Source organism: Cryobacterium sp. TmT2-59 (assembly GCF_004403545.1).
In the GTDB taxonomy this organism is placed as follows: domain Bacteria; phylum Actinomycetota; class Actinomycetes; order Actinomycetales; family Microbacteriaceae; genus Cryobacterium; species Cryobacterium shii.
The window spans coordinates 1-15,197 of sequence record NZ_SOGM01000056.1; the positions used below are offsets into that span (position 1 = coordinate 1).

Annotated in this window: 15 protein-coding genes and 1 pseudogene; 9 read left to right on the forward strand and 7 right to left on the reverse strand. The window is 70.6% G+C overall.

Annotation, left to right across the window (positions count from 1 at the left end):
- Nucleotides 1-239 precede the first annotated feature (239 nt).
- Together E3T24_RS09185 and E3T24_RS09190 are read left to right on the forward strand one after the other, a co-directional pair.
- A complete protein-coding gene (locus E3T24_RS09185) occupies nt 240-1,820 on the forward strand; it encodes an NAD(P)/FAD-dependent oxidoreductase (RefSeq protein WP_134434531.1) in 1,581 nt (526 codons plus the stop codon).
- A gap of 135 nt (nt 1,821-1,955) precedes the next feature.
- Entirely contained in the window at nt 1,956-2,468 is a 513-nt protein-coding gene (locus tag E3T24_RS09190) for an SRPBCC domain-containing protein (RefSeq protein ID WP_134367088.1), read from the forward strand.
- A gap of 48 nt (nt 2,469-2,516) precedes the next feature.
- Here the strand turns inward: E3T24_RS09190 and E3T24_RS09195 are convergent, their stop codons facing one another.
- A complete protein-coding gene (locus E3T24_RS09195; protein WP_134367094.1) occupies nt 2,517-3,074 on the reverse strand; it encodes a thioesterase family protein in 558 nt (185 codons plus the stop codon).
- Between the two features lie 144 nt (nt 3,075-3,218).
- Here E3T24_RS09195 and E3T24_RS09200 point away from each other — a divergent pair, with 144 nt between their 5' ends.
- Complete coding sequence (locus E3T24_RS09200) at nt 3,219-3,857, forward strand: LysE family translocator (protein WP_134367086.1); 639 nt, start codon at nt 3,219-3,221, stop codon at nt 3,855-3,857.
- A gap of 328 nt (nt 3,858-4,185) precedes the next feature.
- Here the strand turns inward: E3T24_RS09200 and E3T24_RS17995 are convergent.
- A pseudogene (locus E3T24_RS17995) lies at nt 4,186-4,656 on the reverse strand (alpha/beta hydrolase fold domain-containing protein); the annotation flags it as partial.
- A 520-nt stretch (nt 4,657-5,176) separates the two neighbouring features.
- On the opposite strand from E3T24_RS17995, the gene E3T24_RS09210 reads away from it, so the two are divergent.
- The gene (locus E3T24_RS09210; RefSeq protein ID WP_134367084.1) at nt 5,177-6,148 is read left to right on the forward strand and encodes an aldo/keto reductase; all 972 of its coding nucleotides are present in this window, start codon (nt 5,177-5,179) and stop codon (nt 6,146-6,148) included.
- A 93-nt stretch (nt 6,149-6,241) separates the two neighbouring features.
- On the forward strand, nt 6,242-7,102 hold the full coding sequence (locus E3T24_RS09215; protein ID WP_134402423.1) for an aldo/keto reductase: 861 nt from the start codon (nt 6,242-6,244) through the stop codon (nt 7,100-7,102).
- 59 nt (nt 7,103-7,161) lie between these two features.
- On the opposite strand, the gene E3T24_RS09220 is transcribed toward E3T24_RS09215, so the two are convergent.
- On the reverse strand, nt 7,162-7,716 hold the full coding sequence (locus tag E3T24_RS09220; protein ID WP_134367072.1) for a YbhB/YbcL family Raf kinase inhibitor-like protein: 555 nt from the start codon (nt 7,714-7,716) through the stop codon (nt 7,162-7,164).
- 90 nt (nt 7,717-7,806) lie between these two features.
- Between E3T24_RS09220 and E3T24_RS09225 the strand changes: the two genes are divergently transcribed.
- The 4 genes from E3T24_RS09225 (at nt 7,807) to E3T24_RS09245 (ending at nt 11,888) form a co-directional block, all read left to right on the forward strand.
- Nucleotides 7,807-8,709 (forward strand): rhodanese-related sulfurtransferase, encoded by a 903-nt coding sequence (locus tag E3T24_RS09225; RefSeq protein WP_134367070.1) that lies wholly within the window; start codon nt 7,807-7,809, stop codon nt 8,707-8,709.
- A gap of 276 nt (nt 8,710-8,985) precedes the next feature.
- Entirely contained in the window at nt 8,986-9,993 is a 1,008-nt protein-coding gene (locus E3T24_RS09235; RefSeq protein ID WP_134367066.1) for an ABC transporter ATP-binding protein, read from the forward strand.
- On the forward strand, nt 9,990-10,832 hold the full coding sequence (locus E3T24_RS09240) for an ABC transporter permease (protein WP_134367064.1): 843 nt from the start codon (nt 9,990-9,992) through the stop codon (nt 10,830-10,832). The genes E3T24_RS09235 and E3T24_RS09240 overlap by 4 nt, the downstream gene beginning before the upstream one ends.
- A 39-nt stretch (nt 10,833-10,871) precedes the next feature.
- The gene (locus E3T24_RS09245) at nt 10,872-11,888 is read left to right on the forward strand and encodes an MDR family oxidoreductase (protein ID WP_134367062.1); all 1,017 of its coding nucleotides are present in this window, start codon (nt 10,872-10,874) and stop codon (nt 11,886-11,888) included.
- Between the two features lie 38 nt (nt 11,889-11,926).
- Here the strand turns inward: E3T24_RS09245 and E3T24_RS09250 are convergent, their stop codons facing one another.
- The 4 genes from E3T24_RS09250 to E3T24_RS09265 form a co-directional block, all read right to left on the reverse strand.
- Entirely contained in the window at nt 11,927-12,271 is a 345-nt protein-coding gene (locus tag E3T24_RS09250) for a hypothetical protein (RefSeq protein WP_134434533.1), read from the reverse strand.
- A gap of 96 nt (nt 12,272-12,367) precedes the next feature.
- Nucleotides 12,368-13,717 (reverse strand): glutamate-1-semialdehyde 2,1-aminomutase, encoded by a 1,350-nt coding sequence (hemL, locus tag E3T24_RS09255; RefSeq protein WP_134367058.1) that lies wholly within the window; start codon nt 13,715-13,717, stop codon nt 12,368-12,370.
- Nucleotides 13,717-14,706: a porphobilinogen synthase gene (gene hemB / locus E3T24_RS09260; protein ID WP_134367056.1), complete on the reverse strand. Its 990-nt coding sequence runs from the start codon at nt 14,704-14,706 to the stop codon at nt 13,717-13,719. The genes hemL and hemB overlap by 1 nt, the downstream gene beginning before the upstream one ends.
- An 84-nt stretch (nt 14,707-14,790) precedes the next feature.
- Nucleotides 14,791-15,197: HNH endonuclease signature motif containing protein (locus E3T24_RS09265; RefSeq protein ID WP_134434534.1), on the reverse strand; the 407-nt coding region annotated here is incomplete at its 5' end.

The window sequence follows — 15,197 nt, forward strand, 5'->3', positions numbered from 1 at the left end:
TCGGCTTCAAATCACCCGACGCCCTCATCGCCCTCGCCATGCTCAGCCTCGGCGGCCACAAACCAGTGCTCCCCGGCCGGGTTTAACCCACGGTTACGACAGGAGAGCCGAGATCCTGCTCTAAAAAGCGGGATTCCGGTATTCTGGGCCCGTTTCGGCCAGAATCTCCGTCGAATTGGTTCACCACGCACTCAGCACCCAGCACCGGCACCGCGCCGGGTCCCGGCTAGTCTCGTGGCATGGAAACCACTCACGACGTTGTGATCATCGGCGGCGGGCACAACGGCCTGACCGCCGCGGCCTACCTGGCCCAGGCCGGCAAGAAGGTGCTGCTGCTCGAACGCGATGAGCAGGTCGGCGGCGCCGCCATCTCGGCCGAGGCCTTCCCCGGCGTCGACGCCCGGCTCTCCCGCTACTCCTACCTGGTCAGCCTGCTGCCGCAGCGCATCATCGACGAGCTCGGCCTCGAGATCGCACTCGCCCGGCGCCGCTACTCCTCCTACACGCCCAACCCGTGCGACCTGACCGGAGGCCTCCTGGTCGACCGCGGCGACGCGCCGGCCACCCAGGCCAGCTTCGACCGGGTCGGCGCCGCCGCCGACTTCGCCGAGTGGGGCTCCTTCTACCGCGACACCGAGCACGTCGCCCGCGCACTCTTCCCCACGGTCTGCGAACCGCTGCCCACCCGCTCGGAGGCCCGGCGCCTGGTCGGCGACGAGGCGATCTGGGGCCAGTTCTTCGAGCAACCGCTGGCCGAGGCCATCACCGCCCGGTTCGGCCACGACCTCGTGCGGGGCGTCGTCGCCACCGACGGCCTGATCGGCACCTTCACCTCGCTGCAGGACGCGGACCTCGACGCGAACCGGTGCTTCCTGTACCACGTCATCGGCAACGAGACCGGCGACTGGGACGTGCCGATCGGCGGCATGGGCGCCGTCTCCGGAGCCCTGGAGAACGCGGCCCGACAGGCCGGCGCCCGGATCCTGACCGGGGCCGAGGTCACCGCCGTCGACCCGGCCGGCGAGGTTCGTTACCGCCACGGCGGAACGGATCAGGTTGCCGCGGGCCGCCGGATCCTCGCCAACGTCTCCCCCTGGGTACTGCGGGGGCTGCTCGGCGCGGACACCGGAGAACATCCGGAGCCCGGCCGGTCCGACACCCGGCCGGAGGGCGCGCAGGTCAAGGTGAACCTCCTGCTCGAGCGGCTGCCGCAGCTGCGCGATGCATCCGTTACACCCGAGGCCGCGTTCGGCGGAACCTTCCACATCAACGAGACCTTCAGCCAGCTGGAGCGCGCCTACGACGAAGCCGTGCGCGGCGAGATCCCCGACCTGCTCCCCTGCGAGATCTACTGCCACTCGCTCACCGACCCGAGCATCCTCTCACCCGAGCTCGTGGCGGCCGGGGCGCAGACCCTCACGGTCTTCGGGCTGCACACCCCGCACCGCTGGCTCACCGAGGAGAACAACGACGAGACCCGGGCGCGGCTGCAGGCGGCCGTGCTCGAATCCCTCAACTCCGTGCTCGCCGAACCGATCGAGGGCCTGCTGCTGACGGATGCCGCGGGCCGACCCTGCATCGAAACGAAGACCACCCTCGACCTGGAGCACGCCCTCAACCTCACCGGCGGCAACATCTTCCACGGCCCCCTGGACTGGCCGTTCCTCGAGGACGACGCGCCGCGGGACACCGCGGCCGAGCGCTGGGGCGTGGCCACGGAGCACCCGCGGATCCTGATCTGCGGGGCCGGCGCGCGCCGCGGCGGCGGCGTCAGCGGGATCGGCGGGCACAACGCGGCCATGGCCGTGCTGGAGGAGTGAGCGGGCCGCCCGGAGGCCGGCCCACCCTCGGTGCACCGGGCGCTCCGCCGGGTGGCGGCGTGCCCGGTGGCGGCGGGGCCCAAAGGGGCTTAACCTGACAGGAAGGCACGTGTTCCACTCATCGCGGAGGTTTCCATGACAGCCAGGCACACCGGACGTTTCGCCCATCGCGAGGACGGCCTGTATCTCATGTTCGACCGGCTGTTCAATTCCCCCATCGACGACGTCTGGGCGAGCCTGAGCCGCCCGGGCACTCTCTCCGCCTGGATCGGGACCTTCACCGGCTCGCCCGAAACGGGCGCCGTGAAGTTCCGGCTGGACGAGCCCGATGCCGAGTGGGAGTACGTCAGCATCCGCCAGTGCATCCCGCCGAAGCGGTTCACCGTCGAAATCGGCGACGGCGACGCCGCCCGCCACCTGATCCTGCACCTGGTCAACAGCGCCGGCATGACCACGCTGACCTTCGGCCAGCGCCTGCACTCCCCCGCGGAGGCGATCGACGTCGGACCGCACTGGGACTACTACCTCGACCGGCTCGTGGCGTCGCGCGCGGGCAAGCCGATGCCGCACCGGGCGCGCTACGCGCACTATGCGGAGCACTACCGGGAGCTCATCGTTCCCCGGAAGGCGTCCGAGCAGGCGTCCTGACCCGGGCGCGCTGACCCGGGCCGCAAGGCCAGATTCAGACGCGGAAGGTCAGGCCCAGACGCTGGGGGCCGGGGCGCGGGTGGCCGGCATCGCGACATCCGTGCTCCAGTCCAGCAGCCAGGCGGGCACGGACAGGTCCTCCGGGACCGTGCCGACGGCCTCGACCAGTTCGTCGATGGTCACGACGCCGCCGGTGCGCTTCAGGAACCGGCCCCGGATGAAGCCCTGCGCGTACACCTCGGGGCTGCCGTCGGCGCCGGGCCGCACGAACCGCTGCTCCACGTAGACGGCCTTGGCGTCGAAGCCGAGGATGCGCGATTCCACCGTGAACTTCTGGCCGAGGGTCAGCGACTTGCGAAAGCTGATCGTCTCGGAAACGACGACCGGGTACCAGCCGCGCTTCAGGAAGATCGCCCAGATCCCGGTGCGATGCAGCAGGTCGAACCGGGCGATGTCCATGATCGACAGGTACACGCCGTTGTTCATGTGCCGCAGGATGTCCTGGTCGGTCGGCAGGGTGATGAATCGGGTGCGGGCCACGTCGTAGTGGCCGAGCCTCGGGCCGAAGCGGGAGACCAGACTGTGGAGGAGAGTTCGCCAGAGCATATGCACCCGTCGATACTAGGGCGAGCCCGGTGCGGGGCGCGCATTTGCTGTTGAGGGCCACAATCATCCGTCACAACAGGCCCGGAACCTGCACGATTGCCACAGCGGATGCTGCCGGGCCGGCCGGGGGGTTAACATTCGTCTATGGTTCCGTTGCCCAACCTGCTCACGTTCGCGCTGGCCTCCGTCGCCCTGATCGCTCTGCCCGGCCCCACCGTGCTGTTCGTGATCGGGCGCTCGCTCGCGCTCGGCCGACTGGGCGGGTTCCTCAGCGTGGTCGGAAACGCGCTCGGGATGCTGCCCGTGATCGCGGCCGTGGCGCTCGGCCTCGGGGCCATCGTGACCGAGTCGGTGCTGGTCTTCACCGTGGTCAAGTTCGCCGGGGCGGCGTACATCGTCTATCTGGGCGTGCAGGCCATCCGGCACCGGCGCACGGCGGCCGGGAGCATCGCGGTGAGCACGGCCGCGAAGTCAAAGTGGCGGCTCTTGGCCGAGGGCTCGGTCGTCGGCATCAGCAACCCGAAGTCGATCGTGTTCTTCGTGGCCGTGCTGCCCCAGTTCGTGGACTACTCGGCCGGGGCGGTGCCGATGCAGCTGATGAGCCTCGGAATCGTGTTCGTCGTGCTGGCCCTGCTCGGCGACAGCACGTGGGCCCTGGCCGCCGGGTCGGCGCGCGACTGGTTCGCCAAGTCGCCCCGCCGGATGGAACACCTCTCCGCCACGGGCGGCGTGATGATGGTCGGCCTCGGCGGCGTGCTCGCCGCCACCGGCGCCAGCAGCTGAAAGCCCACCCGCAGTGCCCGTTCCGGTCGAGAGTGCCCGTTGCGCGGGTCACTCTCGACCGGAACGGGCACTCTCGCCGAGCAGGGCTGGCGGCGGCGGGCAGGGCGGCAGCGGGCACGGATGCGACGGGCACGGATGCCACGGCGAGGGCCGCGGCCGGAATTGAGGCCACCCGGCGCACGAAAGCCCCCAGCCGGCGGTAAACCTCCTGCGATTCGGGATGGGCGGCATCCTGCTGCCAGGTGTGGTGCGTGTTCGCCTGCTTGCGGTCGTAGATCAGGGTGTCCACCTGGATCGACCGGCGGCGGAGGGCCGCGATGAAATTGAGGTTCGCCCGGTAGAAGTAGTCGCGCTCCGAGGTGGTCACGAACACGGGCGGGAACCCGCTGTCGAGCCACTCGATCGGCGACATGAACCGGGCGGCGGTGCGGAGCACGACGCCGCGGCCGCGCTCGGGCAGCAGCATCCGCAGAAAATTGAGGCTCAGGACGAAGCCGCGCTCGAACATGACGGACACGTCCGCGATGCTGCAGTGCTGCACCAGGCCGCGCAGGTGTGCGGGCTCCACCCCTGGCTCGACGTCGGAGTACGCGGCCAGCGCCGGCTCGTACGCCGAAGCCGCCAGGAGCGCGGCGATGTGGCCGCCGGCGGAATCGCCGCCGAGCACGATCCGGGTCGGGTCGCCTCCGAAATCCTCGATGTGCCGGGCCACCCAGTCGAGCACCGCGTTCCCGTCACGGAGCATGTGCTTGAGCTGAAAACGCGTGGCCATGCGGTAGTTCGCGTTGACGACGACCATTCCGTCGGCGGCCTGGCTGGCTGGCTGGCTGGCTGGCTGGCGCAGTATTTCGTCAGCGGAGCCTTGTCACCCGAGGTCCAGCCGCCGCCGTGGAAGTAGACGTAGACCGGCAGCGGCCCCGGGGCATCGTGCAGCACGAGCACGTCCAGCATGTGGTCACGGATGCCGTCGCCCACGTAGTCACGGTCGAAGTGGTAGTCGACGGTGTCGATGGGCTCGGCATTGAACTTGTGCAACTCGCCGGCCGAGACCCGGTGCATCAGTGCCCGCCAGGCCCAGACGGGGACGCGGGACAGCGCCGTTTCCCGGTGCGGTTTCGTCTTCTGCGGTTTCGTCTTCTGCGGCAATCGGTGCGTCGTGCCGGATGCGGGAAGAGCGTCGGTGCCGGTTACGGAACGGGTGTCGGTCATGCGAGGGAGCGGTGCGTCTGGATCACGAACCGACTCTAGGCCGCCCGACCGCATGCAAGCTGAGAGCGCCTCAGTTGCCGTTGTCACCGCCGCGGGAGGATGCTGGGGTCATGGACTACACACATCTCGGCCGTTCCGGCCTGGAGGTATCCCGCCTCTGCCTCGGCACCATGAACTTCGGCCACTGGGCCCCGGAGGCCGACGCCCACGCGATCATGGACTCGGCCCGCGGCTACGGCATCAACTACGTCGACACCGCGAACGTCTACGGCGACAGCACCGGCAAGGGCGGCACCGAGAAGATCATCGGCAACTGGTTCGCACAGGGCGGTGCGCGCCGGGAGGGAACCGTGCTCGCGACCAAGCTCTACGGCGACATGAGCGGGCTGCCCAACGAGGGCAAGCTCTCGGCGCTCAACATCAGGCGCGCTCTCGACGCCAGCCTGACCCGGTTGCAGACGGACTACATCGACGTCTACCAGTTCCACCACGTCGACCGGAACACCCCGTGGGATGAGATCTGGCAGGCGATGGAGACGGCCGTCGCGCAGGGCAAGATCCTCTACGCCGGCAGCAGCAACTTCGCCGGCTGGCACATCGCCACCGCCCAGGCGGAGGCGAAGCGGCGCAACTTCACCGGCCTGGTCAGCGAGCAGTCGATCTACAACCTGCTGACTCGCGACATCGAGCTCGAGGTCATTCCCGCCGCCGTCAGCAACGGCCTGGGAATCATCCCCTGGTCGCCGCTGCAGGGCGGGCTGCTCGGCGGGGTGCTCCGCAACGAGCGGGAGGGCAAGCGTCGCCTCGAGGGCAAGGTCGCCGAGCTGCTCGAGAAGAACCGCCCCGCGATCGGGCAGTACGAGGACTTCTGCGCGGAGCTCGGTCATCAGCCGGGCGACGTCGGACTGGCCTGGTTGCTGCACCAGCCGGCGGTCACCGCCCCGATCGTGGGCCCCCGCACCCTGGACCAGTTGGATGCCGCGGTGCGCGCGCTCACGGTGTCCCTCGACGCCGAAGCCCTCGCCCGGCTGGACGAGATCTTTCCCGGCCGAAAGCCGGCGCCGGAGCACTACGCCTGGTGACACCGGAACGCACACTCGACACTCTCAGTGCGGCCGCACACTCCGTGCGGCCGCACGGCCAGACACCGGCTTCGCCCGGGGATTGAAGGACTCATGAAGACCAGGCTCATCGCCCACCGCGAGGTCAGCGCCATCGGACTCGGCGGCATGCCGATGTCGATCGAGGGGCGACCGGATTCCGCACGCTCCGTGGCCACGATCCATGCCGCCCTCGAGGCCGGCGTGACCCTCTTCGACACGGCGGATTCGTACCACCTGCACAGTGACGAGGTCGGCCACAACGAAACCCTCATCGCCGGAGCGATCGCGTCGTGGGGCGGCGACACGTCGACCGTGCTCGTGGCGACGAAGGGCGGGCACCTCCGGCCGGGAGACGGCACCTGGACGATCGACGGCCGACCCGAGCACCTGAAGCGGGCCGCCGAAGCGTCGCTGAAACGCCTCGGCGGCGACGCGATCGGGCTCTACCAGTTCCACCGGCCCGACCCGGCCGTGCCGTACGCCGACTCGATCGGGGCCCTGCGCGAGCTGCTCGACGCCGGCACCATTGAGCTGGCCGGAATCTCCAATGCGAACCCGGAGCAGATCCTGCTGGCCCGGGAGATCCTGGGCGGCCGGCTGGCATCCGTGCAGAACCAGTTCTCCCCGGCGTTCCGCAGCAGCGAGCCCGAGCTGCGCCTCTGCGACGAGCTCGGCATCGCGTTCCTGCCCTGGCGCCCGCTCGGCGGCATCCTGTCTGCCGCGTCACTCGGCGACCGGTTCCCGGCGTTCGCGTCCGTCGCGGCCGCACGCGGCGTGAGCCCGCAGGTGGCCTGCCTCGCCTGGCACCTGTCGAAGTCGCCGCACGTGATCCCGATCCCGGGCGCCTCCCGCCCGGAAAGCATCCGGGACTCGGTTCAGGCGACCGAGTTCACGCTCACGGCAGAGGAGTCGGCGACGCTCGACGCCGCCTGAATGGGCACGCAGCTGAGCGGTTGAGCAGCTGGGCAGCTGCCCACCTGGCCGGGGCAGGCCTAGTGGCGCTCCCCGTCAGCGGCAGCCCCTCCGAAAGCGCCCGTCGCCTCGAGCACGGCGCGGCCCAGCGTGTGGAAGTGCAGGTTGAATCCGAGCACGGCCGGGGTCGAGTCCGGGTCGACCTCGAGTCTCGCCACGTCGACCGCGTGCACGATGAACTGGTACCGGTGGGTGCCGGTGCCGGCCGGCGGTCCCGCGCCGACGAAGGCCGGCTGGCGTGCCTCATTGGGCAGGATGACCGCGCCGGGGGGCAGCAGACGCCCGCCGGGCGCTCCGGCCCCGGCCGGGAGGGAGGTGCACGTCGCCGGCAGGTTGAAGGCCGCCCAGTGCCAGTACCCGGAACCGGTCGGCGCGTCGGGGTCGTACACGGTCACGGCGAAGCTCTTCGTGCCGGCCGGGAACCCCGACCAGGACAGCTGCGGCGACACGTTCCGGCCGCCGGACCCGAGGCCGAACTGCGCCGCGGCGAGCGGGGCCCCGTCGGTCATGTCGGTGCTGGTCAGGGTGAAGAGCGGGACTTCGCCGAAGCGGGCGAGAGGATCGTTCAGGGCCATGTGGCCTCCTATGGTTGGCAGCAGTTTAGACGACCGGCCCGGGCTGCGCCTGCGGCGAGAACCGTGCGTCAACCTCGGTAAAATGGGGTCGTGGCCATTCCGAAGATTCTGCTCTACTACGTCTTCACGCCGCTTTCCGACCCGGAGGCCGTGCGCCTCTGGCAGCGGGACCTGTGCGAATCGCTCGGTCTCCGCGGTCGTATCCTGATCTCGAAGGACGGCCTGAACGGCACCCTCGGCGGTGACCTCCCCGCGCTCAAACGCTACCTGCGCAAGACCCGTGAGTACGCCCCGTTCAAGCAGCTCGACGTCAAGTGGAGCGAGGGCACCGGGCTCGACCCGGCCGGCCTGAGCCTCGACTTCCCCCGGCTGGTCGTGAAGGTGCGCGATGAGATCGTGAGCTTCGGCGCCCCCGGGGAGCTGAGGGTGGACGCCGGCGGAGTGGTCGGCGGCGGCACGAAACTGTCCCCGGCCGAGCTGCACGCCCTGGTCGAGGAGCGCGGCGATGACGTGGCCTTCTTCGACGGGCGCAACGCGTTCGAGGCGGAGATCGGCCGGTTCAGGAACGCGATCGTGCCGGACGTGGCCAACACGCGCGAGTTCGTGGCCGAGCTCGAGAGCGGCAAATACGACCACCTCAAGGACCGGCCGGTGGTCACCTACTGCACCGGAGGCATCCGTTGTGAGGTGCTCAGCTCACTGATGAAGGACCGCGGCTTCGGCGAGGTCTACCAGCTCGACGGCGGCGTCGTGCGGTACGGCGAGGCGTTCGGCGACGACGGGCTCTGGAACGGGTCGCTGTACGTCTTCGACCAGCGGATGTCCGTGGACTTCAGCGGCCACGTCGCCGTGATCGGCCACTGCACCGTGTGCGGCGAGCCGACCAAGAACATGCTCAACTGCCGCGATGCCTCGTGCCGGGAACAGCTCGTGGTCTGCCCGGCCTGCGTCGCGGCCGACCCCCCGGCCTGCTCCGCTCACACCGCGGCCTGACCGGCCGGGCCGAGGTCGGCCTGTCGGCCTGGTCGTCCGGGTCGTCCGGGTCGTCCGGGTCGTCCGGGTCGTCCGGGTCGTCCGGGTCGTCCCCCGCGCCCCGCGCCCCTAACGAATTCGACGGAGATTTTGCCGAAAATGGGCCGGAACACACCGGATACGTGTTTTTAGAGCAGAATCTCCGTCGAATTGGTTCAGGGCGGGAGGTGCGGGCGACTGCGGGCACGGGGGCGCACTCACTAGGCTGGGGCCAGCACCAGATGGAGGGGGCCACGGATGCCGGTCGGCGCGATCATCGAGTTCAGTCACGTCACCAAGCGGTTCGGCGGGGTGACCGCGGTCAACAATCTCTCGTTCAGCGTGGAACCGGGCCGCGTCACGGGTTTCCTCGGCCCCAACGGCGCCGGCAAGACCACGACTCTGCGGGTGCTGCTCGGACTGGTCACCCCCACCTCGGGAATGGCCACCATCGGCGGCATCCGTTACCGGAGCCTGCCCCAGCCCCTCCGCACCGTCGGCGCCGCGCTCGAAGCCGCCAGCTTCCACCCCGGCCGCACGGCCCGCAACCACCTGGCCGTTTACGCGATCGCGGCCGGCCTGCCCCGCGCCCGCGTGGACGAGGTGCTGCACACCGTCGGGCTCGACGCCCACGGCGACCAGCGGGTCGGCGGGTATTCGCTCGGCATGCGCCAGCGGCTCGGCCTGGCCTTCACCCTGCTGGGCGACCCGGGCGTGCTGGTGCTCGACGAACCGATCAACGGCCTCGACCCCGAGGGGATCAAATGGATCCGCGGCTTCCTGCGCGCGATGGCCGACGAGGGTCGCACCGTGCTGGTGAGCTCCCACCTGCTCTCAGAGGTGCAGCAGAGCGTCGATGACGTCATCATCATCGCGCAGGGCGAGCTCGTTCACCGCGGGCCGCTGTCCAGCCTCGAAACGCAGATCGCGCCCCGCATCATCGTAGACTCCCCCGACCGCGCGGCCCTCGCGGCGGCGCTCGGTCGGGCCGGGATCGAGTTCACGACCGGCCGCACCGGGCTGCTGGCCGCCGCGCCGGACCCGGCGCTGATCGGTCACATCGCCTTCACGGCCGGGGTGGAGGTCAGCGCCCTGCACCGCCAGAAGAAGGGGCTCGAAGACGCCTTCCTCGCCCTGGTGAACGACAACGCCCACGGCCACCCGCACGACGAACACCCGAACGACGAGCAGCCGCACGACGGGAAGCCGCACGGCAGCAATCCCAACGACACCGAGCCGCACGGCACCGGAGGCGAGCCGGCATGACCCCCTTCCTGCGCGCGATCCGCGCCGAATTCGCCAAGACACTGACCACACGGATGTGGTGGGTGCTGGCCGCCGTGATGTTCGGCTACATCGCGCTGCTGGCCGGCGGCCTCGCCGCCCTGTTCGCCGGAATCGAAAGCGGCGCCATCAGCCCCGACGCCGCCGGAACGGGCGGCCAGGGCGCCCCGCCGCTCGGCAGCCTCCCGCCGCTGGTCTACAGCTTCGCCTCCTCCGTCGGCTACGTGTTCCCGGTGCTGCTGGGCGCCCTGTCCACCACGGGCGAGTTCCGGCACCAGACCCTGACGCCCACGTTCCTCGCGAACCCCCGCCGCGGCCAGGTGCTGGGGGCGAAGACCGTGACCCTGTTCCTCGCGGGGGCGGGCTTCGGCGTCGTGGCGCTGCTGGCATCCGTCGGGGTGGGCGCACTCGTGATCGGGGCCTTCGGCGTCGACCCGCTGCTCGGCGACAGCGGCACCTGGGCGCTGATCGGGCGCACCGTGCTGGCCATGGCGATGTGGGCCGGCGTCGGCGTGGGGCTCGGCGTGCTGGTGCCCAGCCAGGTGGCCGCGGTCGTGATCGTGCTCGCCTTCACCCAGTTCGTCGAACCGCTGTTGCGCTTCGCGTCGATGTTCACCGAAGTAACGGCGGGCATCGGCAACTACCTGCCCGGCGCCGCCTCCGACGCCCTGGTCGGGGCCAGTTTCTTCACCATCGCCAGCCCGACCGGGACCAGCACGGCGATGCTGGAGTGGTGGCAGGGCGGCCTCGTCCTGCTCGCCTACGCGGTCGCGGCCACCGTCGGCGGCTACTTCGTCAGCTGGAAGCGCGACGTCACCTGACCTCCCCGCGACCGGACCGGACGCACGTAGGCTCGACTCATGGGTAACGAGACACAGTTCCGCGCAATCGTCGTCGATCGAACCGAAAACGATGAGGGCAAGAAGGTGCAGTCCGCGGCCCTGCGGGTGGTGGACGACGCCTTCCTGATGGACGGCGACGTCACCATCGCCGTCGACTACTCCAGCATCAACTTCAAGGACGGCCTGGCCCTGACCGGTCGCCCGGGGGTCGTGCGCGTCTGGCCGCTGATCGCGGGCATCGACCTGGTCGGCCGGGTGCTGCACAGCGAGGACCCGCGCTGGCAGGCCGGGGACCAGGTCATCCTGAACGGGGCGGGCCTCAGCGAGACCCACCACGGCGGTCTGGCCGAGCGGGCCCGGGTCTCCGGCGACTCGCTGGTGCGTCGGCCGGAGGGCATCAGCGCCCGTCGGGCCGCGGCGATCGGCACGGCCGGGTTCACGGCGATGCTCTCCGTGCTCGCACTCGAGCGCGGCGGGATCACCCCCGACTCCGGCGACATCCTGGTCACGGGCGCCGGCGGCGGCGTCGGCAGCGTCGCGGTGGCCCTGCTGTCCCACCGGGGCTACCGGGTGACCGCCTCGACCGGCCGCATCGACGAACTCGGCGACTACCTGCGCGGGCTCGGCGCCGCCGAACTCGTCGACCGCCGCACGCTCAGCGAGCCCGGCAAACCGCTGCAGCCCCAGCGCTGGGCCGGCGCCATCGACTCGGTCGGCAGCACGACCCTCGCCAACGTCCTCGCCCAGACCAACTACGGCGGCGTGGTCACATCGTGCGGCCTGGCCCAGGGCGCCGACCTGCCCGCGACGGTGATGCCGTTCATCCTGCGCGCGGTCAGCCTCGTCGGGGTCAACTCGGTCGAGGCCCCGCTGCCCCAGCGCCAGCAGGCCTGGCGGCGCCTCGCCACCGACCTCGACCTGGAGCTGCTCGACAGCCTGACCGAGGTCGTCCCGCTCGACGCCGCGTTCGACGCGGGCGCGCGCATCCTCGCCGGCACGCTGCACGGCCGCACGGTCGTCGACGTCCGGCGGTAGCCGCGGCGCCGCACGCGGCCGCAGCGGCGCGGCCGGCGCTACAGCTTGAGCGACGCGATCAGGTCCGGCGCGTGGTTGGTCGTGAGGAGCACGCGGGAGAAGTCCTCATCGACGAGGTCGATGACGACCGCCGGCCGCCGGCGCTTGATCGCCAGGAAGTCCTTGCCGCCGTGGAACTTCCAGGTTCCGACCGCGAGCAGGAGCGGCACCTCCAGCCCGGGGGCACGGATGCCGCGGATCCAGATCCACGGATCATCCGTGATCGTGACCGAACGGATGTTCTCGCGCGCCACCACGAGGTCCTCTTTGCGCAGCGAGATGGTGCGCTCCGCCTTCGTCAGGTGGATCTCGAGCCGGTCGGGGTGAACGCGGAGGGAAGCCATCGTCCTAGTCTGCCTGTTCCGGCCGGAATTTCTTTTATCGACAACCTCACAAAGGAATAACGTCCCCTGGGCGGATGCTCACACCTGGGCGGATGCTCACACCGGGGCGGTCGCCGCCGCCGCGGCTTTCGCGGCGGTCGGCAGGGCATCGAGGATCCAGCCGAGCGCGCTCTCGTCGTGGGCCGCGGAGACGAACCAGGCCTCGAACACCGACGGCGGCAAGGAGATGCCCTGGTCCAGCATGGAGTGGAAGAACGGGCCGTAGCGGAACGCGTCCTGCCGCTGCACCTGCGCGTAGTCCCGGGGTGCGGAGGCCGCGGCCTCGTCCCCGAAGACGAAGCTGAACAGGTTGCCGGCGCGTTGCACTGCGTGGGCGACGCCCTCGGCCGAGAACGCGGCCGACACGGCCTCGGAGAGCAGCAGGGCCGTGGCGTCGAGCTGCGCGTAGACGCTGTCGTCCAGGGCGCTGAGGGTCGCGATTCCGGCGGCCACGGCCACCGGGTTCCCGGAGAGGGTGCCGGCCTGGTAGACCGGGCCGTTCGGCGCGAGGAAGTCCATCACGTCGGCCCGGCCGCCGAGGGCCGCGACCGGGAGGCCGCCGCCGATGACCTTGCCGAAGGTGAAGAGGTCGGGTGTGTATCGGGTCGGGGCGGCCTCGGGACCGGTGTTGTCGGGACCGGTGTTGTCCAGGCCCCAGTAGCCCGCGCGGCCGACCCGGAAGCCGGTCAGCACCTCGTCGATGATCAGGAGCGCGCCGTTCTCATGCGCGATCTCGGTGATGGCGGCGTTGAAGCCGGGGTCGGGCGCGACCACGCCCATGTTCGCGGCCGCGGCCTCGGTGATCACGGCGGCGATGCGCCCGGGGTGCGCGGCGAAGGCGGCACGCAGAGCGTCGAGGTCGTTGTAGGGCAGCACGAGGGTCTGCGCGGCGGTCGCAGCGGTCACTCCGGCGGACCCGGGCAGCGCCAGGGTGGCCAGGCCCGACCCGGCCTGGGCCAGCAGCCCGTCCGAGTGGCCGTGGTAGTGGCCGGCGAACTTGATCAGCAGGTCACGGCCGGTGAAACCGCGGGCCAGGCGGATGGCCGTCATGGTGGCCTCGGTGCCGGTGGACACCAGGCGCAGCTTCTCGACGGCGCCGACGCGCTCCTCGATCAGTTCGGCCAGCACGGTCTCGCCCGGTGTGGAGGCGCCGAAGGAGAGACCGAGGGCGGCGGCATCCTGCACGGCCTGCACCACGTCCGGGTGGGCGTGGCCGAGGATGGCCGGCCCCCACGAGCTGACCAGGTCGACGTACTCGCGCCCGTCGGAATCGGTGACGTAGGCGCCCTTCGCCTTGACCAGGAAGAGCGGGGTGCCGCCGACCGAGCGGAAGGCCCGTACAGGCGAGTTCACGCCGCCGGGGATGGCGCGCTGCGCCCGGGCGAACAGATCGTCGTTGCGGGTCATCAGCGGGCCTGCCTTTCGTTCAGCCAGGTGGCGAGTTCGACCGCCCAGTAGGTGAGCACGGCGTCCGCGCCGGCGCGACGGATGCTGAGGACGGACTCCTCGACGGCCCGGCGGCGGTCGATCCAGCCGTGGGCCGCGGCGGCCTCGATCATGGCGTATTCGCCGGACACCTGGTATGCCCAGACCGGAATATCACTAACGGCGGCCACATCGGACAAAACGTCCAGGTAACTCATGGCCGGCTTCACCATCACGATGTCCGCACCCTCGCTGATGTCGAGCAGCGCCTCGCGCACCCCTTCCCGGCGGTTGGCCGGGTCGAGCTGGTACGTGCGCCGGTCGCCCTCGAGGGTCGACTCCACGGCGTCGCGGAAGGGGCCGTAGAAGGCAGAGGCGTACTTGGCGGAATATGCGAGCACGGCCGTGTTCACGAAGCCGCTCTGGTCGAGCGCCTCGCGCACGGCGGCCACCTGGCCGTCCATCATGCCGCTGAGCCCGAGCAGCTGAGACCCTGAGGCGGCCTGCACGAGCGCCATCTCGCGATAGCGCTCGAGGGTCGCGTCGTTGTCGACGCTGCCGTCGACGGAGAGCACGCCGCAGTGGCCGTGGTCGGTGAACTCGTCCAGGCACAGGTCGGTCTGCACGGAGAGGGCGTCGCCGACCTCGTCGGCCAGCGCGCGGGTGGCGGCGTTGAGGATGCCGTCGGGGTCGGTGGCTCCGGACCCGACGGCGTCGCGCACGGACGGCACGCCGAACAGCATCACGCCGCCGATGCCTGCCGCCGCGGCCTCCGTGACGGCCCGGCGGGCGCTGTCGATGGTGTGCTGCACCACCCCGGGCATCGACTGGATCGGAACGGCGTCGCCGCTCCCCTCCCGCACGAACATGGGCAGGACCAATTCAGACGGGTGCAGACGGATTTCGGTGGCCAGGCGGCGGAGCGCGGGAGAGTTGCGCAACCGTCGCGGGCGGATGACGGGGGTTATCACTCGTCAACCCTACGTCGCCCGGCTGGACGAGGGCACCCGGCCCGGCCGTGCGCGAACAGAGAGGATCCACCCACGCCGGCGCGCCTATTCCGTTGAACCCGTGGCCTGCGGGTGGGCTCGGGTGCGGGCTCGGCGGCCGCGGCCGGCACCGCCGGCCTGACTGGCCCGGTGGGCGCGGTGGTCCTGGCCCGGTACCCAGGTACGGGTGGGATCGAAGCAGACCGGTGCCATCACCTCGGGTTTGCCCCGCACCATGCGGATCAGCCACCCCGAGGTCTCGATGCTGTGATGGTGGAACCAGCACAGCAGCACCCCGTTGTTGATGTCGGTGGGGCCGTGGTTGGCCCAGGGGATGATGTGGTGCACCTCGGCCCAGGCTGCGTTGACCTGGCAGCCCGGGATGATGCAGCCGCCGTCGCGGGCGGCGATCGCGCGGCGTTGGGCCTGGCTGAAGAATCTTTCCTTGCCGCCGAGGTAGAGGACCTCCCCGT

Bases quoted from the DNA above. Each gene is read 5' to 3' on its own strand.
- E3T24_RS09185 (WP_134434531.1), top strand. From the start codon at position 240: ATGGAAACCACTCACGACGTTGTGATCATCGGCGGCGGGCACAACGGC.
- E3T24_RS09190 (WP_134367088.1), top strand. From the start codon at position 1,956: ATGACAGCCAGGCACACCGGACGTTTCGCCCATCGCGAGGACGGCCTG.
- E3T24_RS09195 (WP_134367094.1), bottom strand. From the start codon at position 3,074: ATGCTCTGGCGAACTCTCCTCCACAGTCTGGTCTCCCGCTTCGGCCCG.
- E3T24_RS09200 (WP_134367086.1), top strand. From the start codon at position 3,219: ATGGTTCCGTTGCCCAACCTGCTCACGTTCGCGCTGGCCTCCGTCGCC.
- E3T24_RS09210 (WP_134367084.1), top strand. From the start codon at position 5,177: ATGGACTACACACATCTCGGCCGTTCCGGCCTGGAGGTATCCCGCCTC.
- E3T24_RS09215 (WP_134402423.1), top strand. From the start codon at position 6,242: ATGAAGACCAGGCTCATCGCCCACCGCGAGGTCAGCGCCATCGGACTC.
- E3T24_RS09220 (WP_134367072.1), bottom strand. From the start codon at position 7,716: ATGGCCCTGAACGATCCTCTCGCCCGCTTCGGCGAAGTCCCGCTCTTC.
- E3T24_RS09235 (WP_134367066.1), top strand. From the start codon at position 8,986: ATGCCGGTCGGCGCGATCATCGAGTTCAGTCACGTCACCAAGCGGTTC.
- E3T24_RS09240 (WP_134367064.1), top strand. From the start codon at position 9,990: ATGACCCCCTTCCTGCGCGCGATCCGCGCCGAATTCGCCAAGACACTG.
- E3T24_RS09245 (WP_134367062.1), top strand. From the start codon at position 10,872: ATGGGTAACGAGACACAGTTCCGCGCAATCGTCGTCGATCGAACCGAA.
- E3T24_RS09250 (WP_134434533.1), bottom strand. From the start codon at position 12,271: ATGGCTTCCCTCCGCGTTCACCCCGACCGGCTCGAGATCCACCTGACG.
- hemL (WP_134367058.1), bottom strand. From the start codon at position 13,717: ATGACCCGCAACGACGATCTGTTCGCCCGGGCGCAGCGCGCCATCCCC.